This window comes from Roseateles agri, from assembly GCF_034043675.1.
In the GTDB taxonomy this organism is placed as follows: Bacteria; Pseudomonadota; Gammaproteobacteria; order Burkholderiales; family Burkholderiaceae_C; genus KK5.
Map to the genome: position 1 here is coordinate 387,897 of NZ_JAXCLA010000003.1, position 16,579 is coordinate 404,475.

Genomic DNA, 16,579 nt, shown 5'->3' on the forward strand with positions numbered 1-16,579 from the left:
GGCGCTCGGCCCGAAATGCAGATCAGTCGCGGTCGTTGAAGGCCGTGATGTTCGCCACCTGAAAAACGCCCGCGAGCGATTGCAGCTCGCTGCGGTGCAGGGCCGCCAGCCGCTGCAGCGCCTGCTCGCCGGCCTTCGTGAGACTCACGAACACCTGCCGCCGGTCCTGCTCGTTCGGCGTGCGCGTCACCAGGCCCGCCGCCTCGCAGCGCGTCACCAGCGCGACGACGCCGTGCTGCTGCGTCTGCAGCCGCGCGGCCAGCTCGCCGATGGTGGCCTGTTCGCGTCCCGGATAGCCCTTCAGGTGCAGCAGCAGCTGGTACTGCTGCGGCGTCAGCCCCTCGGCCTGGGCGGCGTCCTCGCTGAAGCGCAGGAAGCGGCGCAGCTGGTGGCGGAACTCCGACAGCGCCTCGAAATCGGCCTTGCTCAGCGGGGCTTGCTTGCTCTTCGTCATGGCGCCATTGTCGCCAGCTGAAAATACATCACGTCATGATGTAATCGAGGCCATGCCTCTCCAGATCCAAGCCAATCGTGACTACGCCGTCGACCGACGCCTGCTGCTGACCGCGGGCCTGGCGGTGCCCATCGGCTTGCTGGGCACCGCCGCGGCCTGGCTGCTGCTGACCCTGATCCACTTCTTCACCAACCTGTTCTTCTTCCAGACCCTGTCGGTCGTGGACCGCTCGCCGGCCCTGAACACGCTGGGTGCCTGGGTCATCGCCGTGCCGGTGCTGGGCGGGCTGATCGTGGGCCTCATCGCGCGTTTCGGCTCCGAGAAGATCCGCGGCCACGGCATTCCGGAGGCGATCGAGGCGATCCTGTTCGGCCAGAGCCGCATGTCGGCCAAGGTGGCGGTGCTGAAGCCGCTGTCCTCGGGCCTGGTGATCGGCTCCGGCGGGCCCTTCGGTGCCGAGGGCCCGATCATCATGACCGGCGGCGCGCTCGGCTCGTTGCTGGCGCAGCGCTTCCATCTGTCCGCCTCGGAGCGCAAGACGCTGCTGGTGGCCGGTGCCACTGCGGGCATGACGGCCGTGTTCGGCACGCCGGTGGCGGCCGTGCTGCTGGCGGTGGAGCTGCTGCTGTTCGAGTTGCGGCCGCGCAGCCTGCTGCCGGTGGCCGTGGCCTGCGCAGTGGCCGGCTTCACGCGGCCTCTGCTGCTGGATGCGGGGCGGCTCTTCCCGCTGCACACGATGGACCTCGGCTGGCAGGCGCTGCCCGGCTGCGTGCTGGCCGGTGCGCTGGCGGGCTTGCTGTCGGCCGGGCTGTCGCGGGCGCTCTACGCGGTGGAGGACCTGTTCCACGAACTGCCGCTGCACTGGATGTGGTGGCCGGCGCTGGGCGGGCTGGTCGTTGGCATCGGCGGCTGGCTGCAGCCGCGCGCCCTGGGCGTCGGCTACGACGTCATCGGCGACCTGCTGAACCAGCGCCTGCTCGTCGAGGCGGCGCTGGCGCTGCTGGCCGTGAAGGCGCTGATCTGGGTCGTCGCGCTCGGTTCCGGCACCTCGGGCGGCGTGCTGGCGCCGCTGCTGATGATGGGCGCGGGCCTGGGCACCGTGCTGGCCGGCCTGCTGCCGGGTCAGGGCGTGTGGCCGCTGGTCTGCATGGCCGCCACCCTGGCCGGCGTGCTCGGCGCGCCGCTGACGGCCACCGTCTTCGCCTACGGCCTCACCGGCGACGGCGCCGCGCTGCTGCCGCTCCTGCTGGCCTGCACCGTCGCGCACGGCCTGTCGGCGCTGGTGATGCCGCGCTCGATCATGACCGAGCGCATCGCCCGCCGCGGTCGCCACGTGCACCGCGAGTACGGCGTCGATCCGCAGGAGCGGCTGCGTGTCGGCGAGGTGATGACGGCCGCGCCGCAGACCATCCCCGCCGACCGGCCGCTGGCCGAGGTGGCCGAACGCTGGTTCGGCGCCACGCAAAAGCACCGCGCCTACCCGGTCGTCGACGAGCGGGGCGGCTTCCTCGGCATGCTGGACCGCGAACGCCTGCTCACCGCTGCCGGCGCCGTGATCCCGCCGGACGCGGGCGAACTGGTACGCGAAGGCGAAACCGGCCTGACCTTGGCCTCCGAGACCTGCCGCGCCGCCGCCCGCCGCATGGCCGCCACCGGCCTGGAACGGCTACCGGTGGTCGAAGACCTGCAAACCCGCCGCCTCGTCGGCATCCTCAGCCGCAGCGACCTGCTGAAGGCGGTGCAGGCTCAGCATGCGGAGGAGAGCCTCTCGCCCTGACCGACCTTAGCGATGCCGCCCCACCGGCACCGGCGGATTGAGCACCTTCTGGATGTGCTCCGACCAGGCGCGGGCGATCTTGAAGCTGCCGCTGTGGTTCAGGTGGATCTCGTTGTGCCAGTCGCCGCTGCTGCCGCTGGAGCCGGGGGCGGCGGGGGCCAGCGGGACGGAGGTCGAGTCGAACACGTGCAGGCCGGGGAACTGCTGGGTGTCGGCGGCCATGCTCTTTAGCAGCTGCGCCAGGTGGAAGACCATCAGCCGGCTGATCGCGGCCCAGTCGGCGCCGGGCAGGGCGTAGGCCTTCAGCGCCGGGTACAGCCAGGGGCCGCGGGCGCCGAGCTCCAGGTCCTCGGAGCCGGCCGGGCGCGGCATCGGCACGGCGTAGCAGTGCATGAAGACCGGCTTGCCGGCGGAGGGGCCCTGGTCGCGCAAGGTCAGCAGGTGGCGGACGTTGGTGCGCAGATATTCGGCATAGGTGGCCCAGCCCGGCTCGGAGAAGTAGCGGGCGACGCCGGCCGAGGGCGGGCCCCACTCGGTCTGGCGGCGCAGCAGGCGCAGGTGCAGCGGCACCTCGTTGCCGGCGCCGTCGTGGGCTGGCGTCTTGGCGGCGTCGATCAGGTCGTTGCCGCCGACCGACAGCAAGATGCCGCTCCAGACGGGGGAGTCCGGCGCGCTCAGCAGGCGCACGAAATCGGGGGCGGACTCGAGGTCCACCATGTGGGCCAGTGCATCGCCGGTGCCGGCGCAGTTGACCGCGCAGGCGGGGTCGGGGAAGACCAGCTCCTGCAGCAGGTTGGCATGGGCGTCCAGCTTGGACTTGGCGTTCGAGAACCAGGAATCGCCCTGTGCCAGCAGGCGCCAGCGGTAGGCGCCCAGGTCGGGCGCGCGGCTGGAGGAGCCCAGGTCTCCCGGGGTGAAGCAGGCCAAGTGATCCAAGAGAGACGCTCCCATTCAGTTGACGAACGAACGACCGGCTGCGTTGGCCTGCGTGCTATAACCCCGCGGCCCGCGCCCTGCCTTATAGCCGAAAGCGGCCTCTGCAGTGTGCGTGCTTCCGGTTTATGCCCGACATGTTGCGGACGGCCAACCCGGGCCGGCAATCCTTCTCAGCCATCCTTCTGTCACTGCCGCCGCAGGCAGGCCGCGTGCCTGCCCGGCTCTTCGCCCGATGCCCGTTCTCGCCCTGATGTTCAACGCCCTGGTCTGGGGCCTGTCGTGGTGGCCGTTCCGCCAGTTCCAGGCCGCCGGCCTGCATCCGTTGTGGACCACGGTGGCGCTGTACCTGCTGTCGCTGGCGGTCATCGTCTTCAGCAATCCGAAGGCCTGGGGCGAGTTCCTGCGCACGCCCTCGCTGTGGGTCATCATGGCCGCGGCCGGCTGCACCAACACCGCGTTCAACTGGGGCGTGGCCGTCGGCGACGTGGTGCGCGTCGTGCTGCTGTTCTACGTGGCGCCGCTGTGGACGGTGCTGCTCGCGCGCCTGGTGCTCAAGGAGCGCATGACGCCGCTGGCCGCGCTGCGGATGGTGCTGGCGCTGGGCGGCGCGGCCTGCGTGCTGATGCCGGAGGAGGGCGGTTTCCCGCTGCCGTCCAGCCTGCCGGACTGGCTGGGCCTGGCGGGAGGCTTCTGCTTCGCGCTGAACAACGTGATGCTGCGCCGCGAGGCGGCCCGCGGCGCCCATGCGCGGGCGCTGGCGATGTTCCTGGGCGGTGTCGTCGTGGCCGGTGCCGCGGCCTGCGGCATGGCCAGTGAGGCGGCCGGCGCGTTGATCGGCTGGCCCACGCTGCCGGGCGCCGTGTGGCTCCTGCCGCTGGGCGCCATGGCGCTGCTGTTCCTGGCCTCCAACCTGTGCCTGCAGTACGGCGCGGCGCGTTTGCCGGCCAACGTCTCGTCCATCGTGATGCTGACCGAGGTGCCGGCGGCGGCGCTGTCGGCCGTCTGGCTGGGCGGGGGCGTGCTCGATACCAAGACCGCCGTCGGCGGTGCCTGCATCCTCGCCGCGGCCCTGCTCGCCGCAGCGGAGCGCAGGACAACGGCTACCATCGCCGCACCCGAACAACAGGAGGCAAGGGCATGACCAGCAGCGTGTACGACTTCCAGGCCCTCTCGATCACCGGCCAGCCGGCCGACCTGGCCAGCCAGCGCGGCAAGGTGATGCTGATCGTCAACACCGCCAGCGCCTGCGGCTTCACCCCGCAATTCGCCGGGCTGGAGGAACTGTGGAAGGACTACGCCGACAAGGGCCTGGTCGTGATCGGCTTCCCCAGCAACGAGTTCGGCGGCCAGGATCCGGGCAGCAACGACGAGATCGCCTCCTTCTGCCAGCTGAACTACGGCGTCAGCTTCCCGATGATGGAGAAGATCAAGGTCAACGGCGCCAACGCCCATCCGCTCTACAAGTGGCTCAAGGGCGAGAAGCCCGGCATCCTCGGCACCGAGGCGATCAAGTGGAACTTCACCAAGTTCCTGGTCGGCCGCGACGGCCAGGTGCTCAAGCGCTACGCCCCGAACGACGCGCCGAAGAACATCCGCGCGGACATCGAAAAGGCGCTCAGCGCCGCGGCGCCGGCCTGATCCACAGCCGCCCGTAGCTGCTGCGCAGCCGGCCCTCGGCCACCGCCTGGCGCAGCAGCTGGTTGACCGTCTGCCGCGACAGGTTCGCCAGCGCCGCCAGCTCGGCCTGGGTCGCGGCCACCGGCTGCCAGCCCTCGGCATCGGGGTCGCCGGCCGCACGGCGATGGGCCAACTGCCCCAGCGCCAGGCTGAATCGCTCCGCCGCGCTGCGATGGCGAGCCGCTTCCAGCAGCCGCATCGTGCTGTCAAAGCGCAGCGCGAACTCGCGCATCAGCGCGCGGGCGAAGCCGGGCAGCTCGTCCATCAGCAGGCGATAGGCCGGCTCGCCGATCGCCAGCACCTGGCTGGGCGCCCTCGCCAGCGCTTCGTAGCTCGAAGGCTGGCCGGTGACGAAGGCCGCCAAGCCGAAGATGCGCGGCGGGGACACGTGGTCGAGCGAAGAAACCTGGCCGTCGTGCCCGATGAAACGGGTCTCGATTTCGCCGGCCACCACCGCGTAGACGGCCGCCGTCGGCTGCCCCTGCGCGAACAGCGTGCGGCCGCGCGCCAGGCGCCGCAGAGGCACCAGCGATGCGGCGCGTTGCAACAGCGCATCGCTCGGCTGCAGCTCGGGAAAGTTCGCGGCCAGCATCGCCCGCAGCGGCTCGGTCATCGGTGGTCCTCAAATGTCGGATGCTCGACATTCTGGCGGTACGAAGCGGCTTAGGCTTGCAGCCATGAACGACATCGCCTCCGCCTTCCGCCGCTTCGCCGACATCGACGGTACCCAGGATCCGCTCTACGTCGCGATTTGCCGCACGGTAGCGGACTCGCCGGCGCTGTTGGCGCTGATGGACGAGGCGCCGCCGACGCAGCGCAAGCCCAATCTGCTGCTGGCCGCACTGCACGATCGGGTGCTGGCCGGCGCCGACCATCCGCTGCGCGACTACTACCCGAGCGCCGGCGGCACGCGGATGCCCGATGCGGAGCTGCCCGCGCTGCTGGCCGATTTCGCCGCCGTGGAGAGCGCGGTGCTCGTCGAACACCTGCGCCACGGCAGCACGCAGACCAACGAGACCGGCCGCTGCGCCGTGCTGTGGCTGGCGCTGCAGCAGATTGCTCGCATCGGCGGTAGGCAAGACCTGGCCCTGCTGGACTTCGGTTGCAGTGCGGGGCTGAACCTGGCCGTCGACCAGTACCGTTATGACTACGGCAGCTTCCAGTGCGGCGCGGCCGGCGCGCCGGTGGCGATCGCCTGCCGCTGGCTCGGCGATGCGCCGCCGCCGGCCGAAGGGGACTGGCGCCTCGCGGCGCGGCGCGGCATCGATCCCGCGCCGATCGATGTGAACGATGAGGCCGCCGTCCGCTGGCTGCGCGCCTGCCTGTGGCCGCACGACCGCGAACGCGCCGCCCGGCTGGATGCCGCCGTGGCGCTGGCCCGCCGCGGGCATTTCGACGTCCGCCGCGCCGACGACTGCATCGCGCAGATCGAACCCTGGCTCGACAGCCTGCCGCCGGGCGTGCAGCCGGTACTGTTCAACAGCTGGGTGCTGTACTACTTCGACGCCGCATCGCTGGTACGGCTGCGCGCCGTTGTCGGGCGGCTGGCGCGGGAGCGGGGCCTGGTTTGGCTCGGCGCCGAAGGGCCCGGCGTGCGTCCGTCAGGCCTCGCGTTGCCGCCGCTGGCACCTGGGGCCGAGGCGTCGACACTGTGGACGCTGGAGATGCAGGACCGCGAACCGACGGCGCTGGCCTGGTCGCACCCGCACGGGCGCTGGGTGCAGTGGGTGGCGTGAGGCCTCAGTTGGCGGACGGCGGCCGCACCGTCAGCTGATTCACCACCGCTTCCACGTCGTCCAGCCCCTTCACCAGCCGCTCCAGCTCTACCGCCTCGGTAGCCGTCGACACACAACCCCGCAGCGTCACCCAGCGCCGCTGGCCCAGTGCCCAGAAGCGCGTTGTCTTCGCGAAGCGGCCATCCGCGTCGACGGCGATCTTCACGCGCGGAATGATCTCGCGGTCGTACAGATAGGCGTTGGGCAGGCGGCAACGGCCGTCGCGGTAGCAGCTGCCGCCGCGCTCGCTGCGGCCGTGCGCCTCGGCGCGCATCTCGGCCTCGGTGATCTCGGGGCCGGGTGGGGTGGGGCAGGCGGGCAGGCCATCGGTGATCTGCTGGAAGGGGTCGTTGAAGTAGTTCTGCCGGGCCGGTGGATCTTCTGCCAGGGCCAGGACCGGCGCCGCCAGCAGCGCCGCGACGGTGAACTCAAGCAGACGCATCGCCGCGCGTCCCGAAGCGCTCGGCCGAGCGGGCGCGTGCCTTCGCTGCCTCGATCTCCCGATCGCGCGGCTCCGCCGTGGTCACCAATTCAGCGATCAGCGTGCGCGCCGAAGCCGCGATCTCGGCCACCGCGCGGTCGAAAGCGGCCTCGTTGGCCTTGGACGGCAGGTTGAACCCGCTCAGCTTGCGCACGAACTGCAGCGCGGCGTCGCGGATCTCCAGCTCGGTGGCCGGCGGCTCGAAGTTGAAGAGCGTCCGAATGTTCCTGCACATAATTGCGATTCCCCGTTTGGAGTTCCCGCCATGTTTGCACACGTCGACGCCTACGCAGGCGACCCCATCCTGAGCCTCAACGAAGCCTTCGGCAAGGATCCGCGGCCGGGCAAGATCAATCTGTCGATCGGCATCTATTTCGACAACGAGGGCCGCATCCCGATGCTGGACTCGGTGCGCAAGGCGGAGCTGGCGGTGGTGGCCGACGCGGGTGCGCGGCCCTACCTGCCGATGGAGGGCGCGGCCAACTTTCGCAGCGCCGTGCAGGCCCTGCTGTTCGGCAAGGACCACGCGGCGCAGGACCGCACGGTGACGATCCAGAGCGTGGGTTCCAGCGGCGGGCTGAAGGTCGGCGCGGACTTCATCAAGCGCTACTTCCCCGACAGCGCGATCTACGTCAGCGATCCGACCTGGGACAACCACAAGGCCGTCTTCGAGGGCTCCGGCATCGAGGTGCGGACCTACCCGTACTACGACCCGGCCACCGGCGGCGTGCGCTTCGCCGAGATGCTGGATGCCATCGCCAAGCTGCCGGCCAAGAGCGTCGTGCTGCTGCACGCCTGCTGCCACAACCCGACAGGCGTCGACCTGACCCGCGCGCAGTGGGAGCAGCTGATTCCGGTGCTGAAGGCCAAGGAACTGATTCCCTTCCTGGACCTGGCCTATCAGGGCTACGGCGACGGCATCGAGGAAGACGCCTTCGCCGTCCGTGCGATGGCCGCGTCCGGCCTGTCCTTCTTTGTCGCCAACAGCTTCTCCAAGAGCATGAGCCTGTACGGCGAACGCTGCGGTGCGCTGAGCGTCGTCTGCCCGGATGCCGCGCAGGCCGCCAACGTGTTGGGCCAGCTGAAGTTCACGATCCGCCGCAACTACTCGAACCCGCCGCTGCACGGCGGCCAGCTGGTCGCCAAGGTGCTGAGCGACCCGGCGCTGCGCGCCCAGTGGGAAGGCGAAGTGACGGCGATGCGCAGCCGCATCCAGCAGATGCGCAAGAGCCTGCACGAGGTGCTGGCGGCCAAGCTGCCCGGCCGCAACTTCGACTATTTCCTGACCCAGCGCGGCATGTTCAGCTACACCGGCCTCAGCGCCGCGCAGGTGGACCGCCTGAAGGACGAGTTCGCCGTCTACCTGGTGCGCTCGGGCCGCATGTGCGTGGCCGGGCTGAACACCCACAACGTCGAGGCCACCGCCAAGGCAATGGCGGCCGTCCTCAACGCCTGACCCCCGGGGTCTCCGGGCTGCCGAATCGGGTCCCTCGGGAGAGGGACACACATTCGGCAGGGTTATGGCCTCCGCCGCCGCTTTCATTGGCTCCTCCCTGGGCTTCCCTCGTACCCTCGCGGGCAACAAGGAAGGTAGAGCCCGGGATCGATGAAGCATTGTGTGGTGATTGGCGGCGGCGTCGTCGGGCTGACGACGGCCTGGGCCCTGGCCGAACGCGGCATGCAGGTCACGGTGGTCGAGCGGGAACCCGCCGTGGCCACCGGTGCCAGCCGTGCGAATGGCGGCCAGCTGAGCTACCGCTACGTCTCGCCGCTGGCTGACGAAGGCGTGCCGCTGAAGGCGCTGCGCTGGCTGCTCGATCCGGACGGCCCGCTGCGCTTCAAGCCCGAAGCCAGCGCCCACCAGTGGCAGTGGATGTGGGCCTTCCTGCGCGCCTGCCGCAGTTCGATCAATCGTCGCACCACCGCGCGGTTGCTGGAGCTGGGTGCCTACAGCCAGCAGAGCTTCGGCGCGCTGGCCGAGGCGGCGCGCCTCGCTCCCGAGGAGATCGAGCTGCGCAGCCCCGGCAAGCTGGTCGTCTACCGCAAGCCGGCCGAGTTCGAGCGCACCGCTGCCCGGCTGAGGAAGGTCGCCCAGGGCGGCCCGGAGCGCGCGCTGTCGCACGACGAGTGCGTGGCCCTGGAGCCGGCGCTGGAGTCCACCGAGGCGACGCTCGCCGGCGGCATCTTCACCGAGGGTGAGGCGGTGGCCGACTGCTACAAGCTCTGCGTGCAGCTCGCCGACCGACTCACGGCGCACGGCAATTTCCGCGGCTTCGTGCAGGCCGACGTGCTGGGTTTCGTCGAGCGCGGCGGTGCCGCGGTGGCGCTGAAGACCCATACCGGCGACGAGATCCCCGCCGACGAATTCATCGTGGCCGCCGGGCTGCAGAGCCGCGCGCTGATGCGCACGGCCGGCCTGTCGCTGCCGCTTTATCCGCTCAAGGGCTACAGCCTGACGGCGCCGATCGACGCCGGCCACAAGCCGCCCGTCGTCAGCGTCACCGATTTCGAGAAGAAGATCCTCTACGCCCGCATCGGCGGCGACCTGCGCGTGGCCGCGATCGTCGACCTGGTCGGCGAGGACATGAGCCTGAACCCCGAGCGCATCGCCTCGCTGCAGCGCGCCTGCCGCGCCACCTTCCCGCAGGCCGCCGACTACGACCGTGCCGCGGTCTGGACCGGCCTGCGCCCGGCCACGCCCACCGGCGCGCCGATCCTGGGTGCCGCCAACACGCTGCGCAATCTGTGGCTCAACGTCGGCCACGGCGCCTTGGGCTTCACCTTCTCGTTCGGCTGCGCCAACATCGTGGCCGAGCTGGTCGCCGGGCGCAGCAGCCCGGTGGCGCTGGACGGTCTTCAACTGGCCTAGCGCCTCACCCGTGAACGCCATGCACCGCAACGCCCGGCTGGCCGAAGCGCTGCTTGCAGCGGTGCGCGAGCAGCGCTTCGAGCTGACGCCGGACGGCCTGCTCGGCGGCGCGCCGGTGGGCCAGCATCCGAGCATCGACCTGGCCGTTGCTGCCTTTCCGGCCGATGGTGCGGCGCCGCTGTTCGCCAACGTGCTGTTCTCGCGCGAGCATCCGCAGGGCCTGGTCGCCGCGATCGGCGTGCGCGCCGGTGCCGTCGAGAACGTCCGCTATCTGGCCGACCGGCAGGACGCGGACGGCAACTCGCTCGCCTGGCGCCCCGGCACCAACTGGCAGCAGGTCGACTGGCAACCGCTGGCCGGCAGCGGGCCGGACCGCTTCGTCGCGCCTTATCCGGCCTCCTTGCTGAAGCTGATGGTGCTGGTCGCCGTCGCGCGGCTGGTGGACCAGGGCCGCAGCGCCTGGGAAGCGCCGCTGGCCTTCGAGGGCCGCACGCGATCGGTCGGCGACTGGGCGATGGACATGATCGCCATCAGCTGCAACGACGCGACCTCGGCCTTGGTGACGCTGCTGCATGCCAGCGGTGCCGTGGCTGCCGACGAGGTCCACCGCCTGTTCGAATCGCGGGGCCTGACGACGCTGCGCTTCGCGAACACCCGACCCGACGGCGGCTGGCGCAATGCCGACGGCGCCGGCGTCGGCAACATCCAGATGACTGCCTGGGACACCGTGCGCCTGCTCTGGCTGCTGGACCCGGACGCACCGCCCGCGCCCTGGCTGCAGGCCGGCATGCCGCCGCTGCTGGGCGCGAGCCGGGCCCACGTGCTCGCCTGCCTGCGCGGCCAGAAGCTGCACCACGTGCTGTCCAGCCGCTCGCTGCTCGACGCGCCGGGCTGGGTCGAAGGCATCCCGGGCGAACTCGAGTTCGCGCACAAGACCGGCAGCACCGAGAACTACGCGTCGGACGCCGGCATCGTGCGCGGCGTCACGCCGGGCACGCGCCGCCACTACCTGATCGCGGTGACCAGCAACCTCGGCAGCCGCTATGCGCCGCCGGCCGAAGGCTGCGTCACGACCTGGCGGATGCCCGCGCTGGGCGCCGCGGTCGACGCATTGATGGCTGCCATGTTGGAATGACGACGATGACTTCTCTTGCTGCCCTGAAGCCCGGCGCCACCTTGGGCGTGATCGCCCCCGCCGGCCCGCCCAAGCCCGGCCAGCTGGAACTGGTGCCCGCACTGCTGGCCGCGCACGGCTTCGTCGCCAAGATCTTCCCCGGCTGCGCCGGCCCGGCGCAGTTCGACTATCTGGCGGCCAGCGACGCCCAGCGCCTGGCCGACCTGCACGCCGCCTTCGCCGACCCTGAGGTCGACGCGGTGCTGTGCCTGCGCGGCGGCTACGGCTGCGGCCGCCTGCTGGCGGGCATCGACACCGCGCTGCTGCGCGCGCATCCGAAGCTGCTGATCGGCTACAGCGACATCACGGCGCTGCACGGCCTGCTCGACACCCTGGGCCTGCCGGGCCTGCACGCGCCGATGCCCACCTCCGACCTGCTCCATCCCGAGGCCGGGCCGGACGCCGAGCGCCTGTTCGGCCTGCTGCGCAGCGGCCTGCGCGCCGGTGACGCGATCGCGGCACCGCCGCTGGAACCGCATCCGCTGAGCCGTGGCGATGCCGCGGAAGGCCGGCTGATCGGTGGCAACCTGGCCGTCTTCGCCTCGCTGGTCGGCACGCCCTGGCTGCCCGACGCCCGCGGCGCGATCCTGTTCCTGGAAGACATCAGCGAGGAGCCCTACCGTGTCGACCGCATGCTGGGCCAGCTGCGCCACGCGGGCGTGCTGGACGCGGCGGCCGGCTTCCTGATCGGCAGCTTCAGCGACGCCGCCGCGCCCGACGCCCAGCTGATCGACTACCTGGGCGGGCTCGGCAAGCCGATCCTGGCCGGCTGGCCCAGCGGCCACTGCCGGCCCAACGTGCCGCTGCCGATGGGGCTGCGGGTGCGGATGGACGTGACGGGCCGCAGCCTGAGCGTTCTCTAGACCGACAGCTCGTAGACCTCGGCCGCCGCCCGGTCGGCGCGGCTGTGGCCGCCCAGCGCCTTGTCCCATTCGGTGCCGAGCGCCGCGCCGCGCTGGGGCGTCAGGCCGCCGATCAGCGAGCTGGTTTCCTCGGTGCTGGCATCGAACTCGGCGATCTGCTCGCGGCTCTCGTTGAACAGGCGGGCGAGCTGCCCGCCGCCGCCTGCGTCGATCAGCACCAGCCAGCGTGCCGGCTTCTGCCGGTTCGCCGAGTGATGCTTGCCGGGCGACTCGATGCCGAAACCTTCGCTCATGGTGCTGCTCCTTGCGTGGCTTGGCAGCAGCCTATCACCCGTTCATGAGGCGGGCCAGGGATCGGCCCAGGCGGGCAGGCGCTCCAGGCTGTCGAGCCAGCGGACGATGTTGGCGTAGGGCGCCATCGGCATCTCCGATTCGCGCCAGTAGCGGGCCATCGAGGCGAGCTGGAAGTCGGCGATCGTCAGCCGGCCGCAGGCGGGGTGGCTGCGGTCCTGCAGGTGCGCATCCAGCACGCGGGCGAACTTGTCGAAGTCCGCGACGCTGTCCTTCAGCGGCGCGCGATCGGGCGTGCCGAAGCCGAAGGTCGACTTGACCACGTGCTCGAAGTAGAACGGCGCGACCGCCGGCGACCAGTGGTGATCGGCCCAGGAGATCCAGCGCAGCACCTCGACCTGTTCGCGCGGATGCAGCGCCGGCCACATGTCGGAGCCGACCTTCAGGCACAGGTGGGCCATGATCGCCGCCGATTCCCAGATCACCTGCCCACCATCGACCAGCGTCGGCGCCTTGCAGTTCGGGTTCAGCGCCGCGTAGTCCGCCGTGCGCAGCCCGCCGCCCATCAGGTCCAGCTCGACGAAGTCTGCGTCGATCGCCAGGTGCCGGGCCAGCGCCAACACGCGGCGTGGCGCCTGCGCGCGGATCCAGTAGATCGTTGGTTTGTTCTCGCTCATGGTGTTCCTCGGTTTGCCTGGAACGACGAGCGGCAAGCCACTGTTTCGACATCTCTGCCCCGGAGAATCACGCAGATGAAATAACTCGTTACCTCATTACACTTTTTGGTTCTGATGGACAGCCCGCGCCGCAACCCGATGGACGATGACGACGACCCGGACCGGACCGTCGTCAGTACGTCCTTGCCGACGCGGATCATCCCGGCGCGCCGGCCGCCGCCCGAGCCGGCGTACCGGGACGAAGGTCCGGACACCGAGATGCTGCCGCCGGCCACGCCGGCTTTCCTGCACCGGCCCGCGCCGGAGGTCGTTACCGCGCCGCCCGCGCGCCGCCCGGCACTGCCGGCGGGTGCGGCCTCGCTGGCGCTGCGGCCCGGCTTCCTGCTGCACGAGTACCGCATCGACTCGGTGCTGGGCAAGGGCGGTTTCGGCATCACCTACCTGGCGACCGACATCAACCTGAACACGCGCGTCGCGATCAAGGAGTACCTGCCGGAGGAGATCGCGTTCCGCAAGTCGGGCCAGACGGTGTCGGCCCACTCGACACGCCACCAGGACCGCTACAAGGCGGGCCTGGACAGCTTCCTGGTCGAGGGACGCACGCTGGCCAGCTTCCGGCATCCGAACATCGTCCGCGTGGCGCGCTTCTTCGAGGCGCACCAGACCGCCTACATGGTGCTGGAGTACGAGCGCGGCCTGCCGCTGAAGACCTGGTGGCCCAAGCACCAGCTGCCCGAGAAGGAGCTGGTGCTGCTGCTGCAGCCGCTGCTGGATGGGCTGTCGGTCGTCCACGCCACGGGCTTCCTGCACCGCGACATCAAGCCCGACAACATCCAGGTGCGCCGCGGCGATGGCAGCCTCGTGCTGCTGGACTTCGGCTCGGCGCGCCAGGCGGTGGGCAGCGGCGCGGCCAGCGACGACGTGGCCGTCACGCCCGGCTACGCGCCGATCGAGCAGTACCAGGACGGCGACCAGGGCGCCTGGACCGACGTCTATGCGATGGGCGCCACGCTGTACTGGATGCTCACCGCCAAGAAGCCGCCCGACGCGATGGACCGGCTGGTGGACGACACGCTGCTCCCGATACGCGAGGCGGCCGTGGAGCCCGGCCGCTGGTCTGCCACCTTCCTGGACGCGATCGACTGGGCGCTCAAGCTGGAGCCGGCCGAGCGCCCGCAGAGCGTGGACCAATGGCGCGAGAAGCTGTTCGCCGCGCACGCGGCCAGCCTGGGCGTGCAGGAGGCGCTGCGCGCCGGCGATGCGGGCGAGCGCCGCACGCTGCGGCAGGCCCTGCAGCGCATCGTCTCGCCCGGCAGCTGGCCGCTGGCGCTGAAGCTGAGCCTGGCGGGCGTGGCGGCGGCGCTGCTGCCGATGATCAGCACCGGCTACTACAACCTGCAGAACAGCCTGGACATGGTCTCCGGCGGCGAGTTGCGCAACCTGGAGCTGCTGGCCCACAGCACGGCCGGCCGCATGGCCCAGCTGATCGGCGACAGCCAGCACCTGGCCAGCGCGCTGGGCGCGGACGGCGACTTCGTCGCCTTCCTCGAAGGCCGGCCGGGCCACGACGTGGACGAGATCCGCGGCAAGATGCAGACGCTGGTGAGCTCGAACCCCGACATCCACCTGATGATGCTGATGGACCGCACGGGCACCGCCGTGGTGTCCAGCGATCCGGAGGTGATGGGCAAGAACTTCGCGTTCCGCGAGTACTTCAAGACCGCGATGACGGGCAAGCCCTACACCAGCGGCATCATCGTCGGCTCGGTGGCCGGGGCCAGCGGCATGTTCTACGCCAACCCGGTGCTCGACGACAAGCAGCAGGCGATCGGCGCCGTGGTGCTGCGCATCCGTGGCTCCTCCTTCGACAAGATCCTGAAGGACGTGCAGGGCAACTCCAGCCTGCAGCCCTTCCTGGTCGACGGCGATGGCGTCGTCATCGGCCACGCCGACCCGAAGGCCCTGTACGCCAGCCTCGTGCCGCTGGCGCCGGCCAAGCTGGCCGAGATCAAGGCCGACCAACGCTTCCGCCGCGACACGATCGCCAGCCTCGACATGCCACCGCTCGCCACGGCGCTGGTCGGCGCCACCGCGCCGGGCAACCTGGCCTACCACTCCACGCTCACGAAGGCCGACGAGGTGGCCGGCTATGCCCCGGTGCGCAGCGACACGCGCAACCGCTGGGTCGTCGCCGTCAGCGAGCCGCGCAGCAGCTTCGAGGCGCCGCTGAACGCGCTGTTCTGGCGCCAGTTGCTGAGCGTCGGGTTGGTGGGCCTGCTGTTCCTGGGCCTGGCCCTGCTGTTCGCCCGGAACATCGTGCGGCCGGTGAAGGCGCTCACCCGGGCCGTCGACGCGTTGAAGGCCGGCGACTACAAGAACGCCACCGTGAAGGTCGAGAGCCGCGACGAGATCGGCCAGCTCAGCCGAACCTTCAACGTGCTGATCGACGTCTTGCGGCAGCGCGAACGCGAACGCAAGAAATCACCATGAGCCGGTCCACGCCCGTGTGGGCCGCTTTCGATGCCCAGGCGGAGCGGCTGGACCAGCGCTTCGCCGGCAGCTTCACGCGCCACAGCTTCGACTACCTGCAGCCGGTGCGGCTGCAGAAGCAGGTGCCCGCGCGGCTGCGCCGGCCCTATGCGACGGCGGTGTCGTACACGGCCTGGGGTGCGGCGGACGCGCCGCTGCTCGTCTGCCTGGGCGGCGTCGCCAACACGGCGATGCGCTTCAGCTTCCTGGCGGCCGACCTCAGCGCGGACTTCCGCGTCGTGTGCATGGACTGGCTCGGGCGCGGGCAGTCCGGCTGGCTGGCCGACGAGAGCGAGTACACCGGCGCCACCTATCTCGAACAGCTGCGGCAACTGCTGGCGCACCTGCAGCCGCGCGGCCCGGTGCACCTGCTCGGCTCGTCGATGGGCGGCTCGATCGCGATGGCGCTGGCGGCGCGTTCGCCCTCGATCGTCGCGCGGCTGGTGCTCAACGACGTCGGGCCGGCCATGCCCGCGGCGCGCCGCCGCCGCCGCGCCGACACGCTGGCGCGGCACTACGTGTTCCGCTCGCCCGAGGACATCCACCGCCGCGTCGGCGCCTCGCAGAAGAACGACGGGCCGGTCAGCGACGAGATCCGCCACTTCCTCGCCTGGCACCAGACCCGCTGGTCGGAGGAGAACGCCGGCCGCGTCTACCGCCACGATCCGCGCGCGATGACCGCCTATCGCAGCCAGGTCATCGCCCAGGCCCGCCATGACCAATGGAAGGACTGGACCGGCGTGCGCTGCCCGGTGCTGCTGGTGCACGGCCTGCAGTCCGACGCGCTGCTGGCGCCCACGATTGCCCGCATGCGCCGGGCGCTGCACCCGCGCGCGGCGCTGGCCGTCGCGCACGTGCCCGAGACCGGCCACACGCCGCTGCTGTCGGACCGCAACCAGACCCACTGCATCGGCGGCTGGCTGCGGGGTCAGGTCTTGTGCGAGGAACTCTCCGTCCCGCTCGCCTACCCGCGGGAAGCCTGGCGCTGATCCAGCGCTGATCGAGCACTCAACGGGCGTGGCGTTCCGCGCCGTCCATTGGGGAATTCCTGATCCGTCGTGTTTCCGGCAGGTTTC

Annotated in this window: 17 protein-coding genes; 10 read left to right on the forward strand and 7 right to left on the reverse strand. The window is 70.8% G+C overall.

The window, feature by feature from the left end:
- Positions 1-22: 22 nt before the first annotated feature.
- Positions 23-454: a MarR family winged helix-turn-helix transcriptional regulator gene (locus SNE35_RS09955; protein WP_320422742.1), complete on the reverse strand. Its 432-nt coding sequence runs from the start codon at positions 452-454 to the stop codon at positions 23-25.
- A 52-nt stretch (positions 455-506) separates the two neighbouring features.
- On the opposite strand from SNE35_RS09955, the gene SNE35_RS09960 reads away from it, so the two are divergent.
- Entirely contained in the window at positions 507-2,231 is a 1,725-nt protein-coding gene (locus SNE35_RS09960) for a chloride channel protein (RefSeq protein WP_320422743.1), read from the forward strand.
- 6 nt (positions 2,232-2,237) lie between these two features.
- On the opposite strand, the gene SNE35_RS09965 is transcribed toward SNE35_RS09960, so the two are convergent.
- The gene (locus SNE35_RS09965; protein WP_320422744.1) at positions 2,238-3,167 is read right to left on the reverse strand and encodes a hypothetical protein; all 930 of its coding nucleotides are present in this window, start codon (positions 3,165-3,167) and stop codon (positions 2,238-2,240) included.
- 232 nt (positions 3,168-3,399) lie between these two features.
- Here SNE35_RS09965 and SNE35_RS09970 point away from each other — a divergent pair, with 232 nt between their 5' ends.
- Positions 3,400-4,308: a DMT family transporter gene (locus SNE35_RS09970; RefSeq protein ID WP_320422745.1), complete on the forward strand. Its 909-nt coding sequence runs from the start codon at positions 3,400-3,402 to the stop codon at positions 4,306-4,308.
- The gene (locus SNE35_RS09975) at positions 4,305-4,805 is read left to right on the forward strand and encodes a glutathione peroxidase (RefSeq protein WP_320422746.1); all 501 of its coding nucleotides are present in this window, start codon (positions 4,305-4,307) and stop codon (positions 4,803-4,805) included. Before SNE35_RS09970 ends, SNE35_RS09975 begins: the two co-directional genes overlap by 4 nt.
- Here the strand turns inward: SNE35_RS09975 and SNE35_RS09980 are convergent.
- A complete protein-coding gene (locus SNE35_RS09980) occupies positions 4,783-5,457 on the reverse strand; it encodes a Crp/Fnr family transcriptional regulator (RefSeq protein WP_320422747.1) in 675 nt (224 codons plus the stop codon). The genes SNE35_RS09975 and SNE35_RS09980 overlap by 23 nt on opposite strands.
- A gap of 64 nt (positions 5,458-5,521) precedes the next feature.
- Here SNE35_RS09980 and SNE35_RS09985 point away from each other — a divergent pair, with 64 nt between their 5' ends.
- Positions 5,522-6,580, forward strand: a complete 1,059-nt coding sequence (locus SNE35_RS09985) for a DUF2332 domain-containing protein (RefSeq protein WP_320422748.1) — start codon at positions 5,522-5,524, stop codon at positions 6,578-6,580.
- A 4-nt stretch (positions 6,581-6,584) separates the two neighbouring features.
- On the opposite strand, the gene SNE35_RS09990 is transcribed toward SNE35_RS09985, so the two are convergent.
- Together SNE35_RS09990 and SNE35_RS09995 are read right to left on the reverse strand one after the other, a co-directional pair.
- Positions 6,585-7,061 (reverse strand): BON domain-containing protein, encoded by a 477-nt coding sequence (locus SNE35_RS09990; protein ID WP_320422749.1) that lies wholly within the window; start codon positions 7,059-7,061, stop codon positions 6,585-6,587.
- Complete coding sequence (locus tag SNE35_RS09995) at positions 7,048-7,335, reverse strand: DUF2277 domain-containing protein (RefSeq protein ID WP_320422750.1); 288 nt, start codon at positions 7,333-7,335, stop codon at positions 7,048-7,050. Before SNE35_RS09995 ends, SNE35_RS09990 begins: the two co-directional genes overlap by 14 nt.
- Before the next feature lie 30 nt (positions 7,336-7,365).
- Here SNE35_RS09995 and SNE35_RS10000 point away from each other — a divergent pair, with 30 nt between their 5' ends.
- The 4 genes from SNE35_RS10000 to SNE35_RS10015 all read left to right on the forward strand — a co-directional run bounded on the left by SNE35_RS10000 (position 7,366) and on the right by SNE35_RS10015 (position 12,006).
- The gene (locus SNE35_RS10000; protein WP_320422751.1) at positions 7,366-8,556 is read left to right on the forward strand and encodes an amino acid aminotransferase; all 1,191 of its coding nucleotides are present in this window, start codon (positions 7,366-7,368) and stop codon (positions 8,554-8,556) included.
- A 150-nt stretch (positions 8,557-8,706) separates the two neighbouring features.
- A complete protein-coding gene (locus tag SNE35_RS10005; RefSeq protein WP_320422752.1) occupies positions 8,707-9,969 on the forward strand; it encodes a D-amino acid dehydrogenase in 1,263 nt (420 codons plus the stop codon).
- A gap of 19 nt (positions 9,970-9,988) precedes the next feature.
- A complete protein-coding gene (locus SNE35_RS10010) occupies positions 9,989-11,104 on the forward strand; it encodes a serine hydrolase (RefSeq protein WP_320422753.1) in 1,116 nt (371 codons plus the stop codon).
- 5 nt (positions 11,105-11,109) lie between these two features.
- Entirely contained in the window at positions 11,110-12,006 is an 897-nt protein-coding gene (locus SNE35_RS10015) for a S66 peptidase family protein (protein ID WP_320422754.1), read from the forward strand.
- Here SNE35_RS10015 and SNE35_RS10020 read toward each other — a convergent pair.
- Positions 12,003-12,299 carry a hypothetical protein gene (locus tag SNE35_RS10020; protein WP_320422755.1) on the reverse strand — a complete coding sequence of 99 codons (297 nt, stop codon included), beginning with the start codon at positions 12,297-12,299 and terminating at the stop codon, positions 12,003-12,005. The two genes, SNE35_RS10015 and SNE35_RS10020, sit on opposite strands and share 4 nt — an antisense overlap.
- Positions 12,300-12,341: 42 nt before the next feature.
- On the reverse strand, positions 12,342-12,974 hold the full coding sequence (locus SNE35_RS10025) for a glutathione S-transferase family protein (protein WP_320422756.1): 633 nt from the start codon (positions 12,972-12,974) through the stop codon (positions 12,342-12,344).
- Positions 12,975-13,088: 114 nt separating this feature from the next.
- Between SNE35_RS10025 and SNE35_RS10030 the strand changes: the two genes are divergently transcribed.
- Complete coding sequence (locus tag SNE35_RS10030) at positions 13,089-15,464, forward strand: protein kinase domain-containing protein (protein ID WP_320422757.1); 2,376 nt, start codon at positions 13,089-13,091, stop codon at positions 15,462-15,464.
- Positions 15,461-16,492 (forward strand): alpha/beta fold hydrolase, encoded by a 1,032-nt coding sequence (locus SNE35_RS10035; RefSeq protein ID WP_320422758.1) that lies wholly within the window; start codon positions 15,461-15,463, stop codon positions 16,490-16,492. Before SNE35_RS10030 ends, SNE35_RS10035 begins: the two co-directional genes overlap by 4 nt.
- Positions 16,493-16,579: the final 87 nt, after the last annotated feature.